Annotated in this window: 2 protein-coding genes; both read right to left on the reverse strand. The window is 43.7% G+C overall.

The genetic code is table 11. From position 1 onward, the window contains the following. Nucleotides 1-244: 244 nt before the first annotated feature. Nucleotides 245-1,669, reverse strand: coding sequence for a zinc ribbon domain-containing protein (locus MBEAL2_RS28440; protein WP_047155538.1), 1,425 nt, complete (start codon nucleotides 1,667-1,669; stop codon nucleotides 245-247). A gap of 3 nt (nucleotides 1,670-1,672) precedes the next feature. Then, on the reverse strand, nucleotides 1,673-2,077 hold the full coding sequence (gene tnpA, locus MBEAL2_RS28445; protein ID WP_047155539.1) for an IS200/IS605 family transposase: 405 nt from the start codon (nucleotides 2,075-2,077) through the stop codon (nucleotides 1,673-1,675). Nucleotides 2,078-2,105 lie beyond the last annotated feature (28 nt).

Here is a 2,105-nt window from a genome sequence, read left to right on the forward strand (position 1 = left end):
CTGACACTCCCCATGCATAAATGCAGGGGGTTCTGACTCAAAACCACGCGGACTTTTGCAATGCCCTTTTCTCTCTTTTGAGAGAAAAGGAAAGAGAAATCATCCTTGTTTAAGAGCCTTCAACAATCCAACCGCTCTGCCAAACCGCAGAATAAACAGTTCTGGGTTCGGGAAAGCATAGCTTGCAGTTTAAGGACTGTCTAGGAGCGCGCCTACACCTGGGGAAAAGACGGTTTCCCAACCGTTAGATACCAAAACTGGAGGGCACCTTACGGTGCTTTTTTTCATTTTTTAATGCTTTTATACCACTCGTAAGAATAGGTTCAATCAATGACCATTGTTTTTTTGCTTGGGTTAGACTTACTGTATTTTTTGTTGTCACAAACTTGGCTAAATAAGCAGAGTACAAATCTCGTTGAGCCATAACCCCACATTCACATTGATGCCATCGCTGAGACAACTTTTTCTTCTTTATGATGCCACAGTGACAGGTCTGAGAGAGTTTGGTCGAGTAGGTCGGGAACTCACGAAATTTCCCGCCAAGGACGGTTATTCGGGTGGAAAGACGCTTCATAAATTGTCCAGGAGCACACCGATTCACCGATTTTCCAAATCTTTTTTGAAAGGCTTTGTATGATAACTTCTCACCCTTCACACTTTTCGAATGGGCAACCATGTGATTGATGGTTTCGCCATGGGAGCGATATCGTTCTGCTGCTAATCTCCGTTCTAATTCTGCGACTTCTTCTTTTGTCTTTTTATATCGGTTGGACTGAATCCAGGTTTTCTTCCCTTTTTTCACGGTTCCATTCTGATGGTAGTTTTGCGGATTATTTGCCCGGCGTTGCCGCTCCATTTTTCGTTGAAGAATTCGCTTCTCCTCTTGAATGAAAGGGAGGTTTTCACAAAACCCAAGGAGCTGTGCCTGGGTATCGGACACGATGGCAATGGAAGAGGGTCCTACATCAATGCCTGTTTCTTCTTTCCCCAGTTTTACTTTTTGATAGGGGAACCCTTCGACGATCAGCTGTAGATAAAACTCGTCTTTGCCTTTGATTTTTTTATGTATTAATCTACAGTATTTTATACGGCAATGGAGGGCATGGGCGAGCCATTGATCCTTTTTATTGATACGGCATTGGACCGTAAGGTCCCCAATGAGGGCATAGCCGTTGGAATAGCGTAAAAATGTTTCGTTGTTCTTTCCTTCGAGTGAAACAAAGTCCCCTTTCGGTTTAAAATGGACACGGCTGGCTTTTCCAAAAGCCACTTTTTCGACCGCTCGAAACGCCCGGGTGGACAGTTTCTGGCAGACATGTGTACCGAGCTTTTCACCAATGAAATTTGAATCATTTTTGCACTGGGTCCCCCATTTTTGAAGCCCTGTATCTGTGAAACCGTAGGTTTCCCGAACCTGCTTAAACACAGCGTCCCGTTCCTTTTTTTGTTCTGTTGTTTTCTTCGGCATATGAAGGGCATCCTGATATTGCCGGCTGTTTCTCATTCCGTTTAAACGTTTTATTGATTCACCCAGCACCGCATTATATAATTGACGCCCGCAGTCGGACAGAACCGACAATTGCTTCTTGACGTGTTTGGTTGTCATCAGCTTTAACGTAGCAACAAAGGAGGGGGTTCTTTCTTTTTTGGTTGTGGGTTCTGCCGGCATGGGCTACACACCTTTCTGATTTTCGATGTACTGTTTGACAATATCTAAGGTGGTTGCTCCTACCGTGGAAACAAAATAGCTGTTCGTCCACAGGGAGGGAATGCGGCTTTTGAGCCAGGGGAATTCACTCCGCAGGATTCGAGAGGATGCCCCTTTGAGATGACGGACGAGTTTATTGATGCCATACTGAGGATCCACTTCGACGAGAAGATGAACATGGTCGGGCATCACTTCCATCTCGATTATCTCAGCCCTGACCTCAGCTGCAATATCCAGCAAAATTGTTTTAAGTCTTTCATCTACCCCATCAATCAAAACATTTCTTCTATATTTCGGACACCAAACCACATGGTATTTACAGGAATAAACAACGTTATTATTACTTTTATAAGTCGTATAACTTTTCATAATCCAATTATATAATAGGGTTAATTCT

Source organism: Aneurinibacillus tyrosinisolvens, from assembly GCF_001015055.1.
Lineage (GTDB): Bacteria > Bacillota > Bacilli > Aneurinibacillales > Aneurinibacillaceae > Aneurinibacillus_A > Aneurinibacillus_A tyrosinisolvens.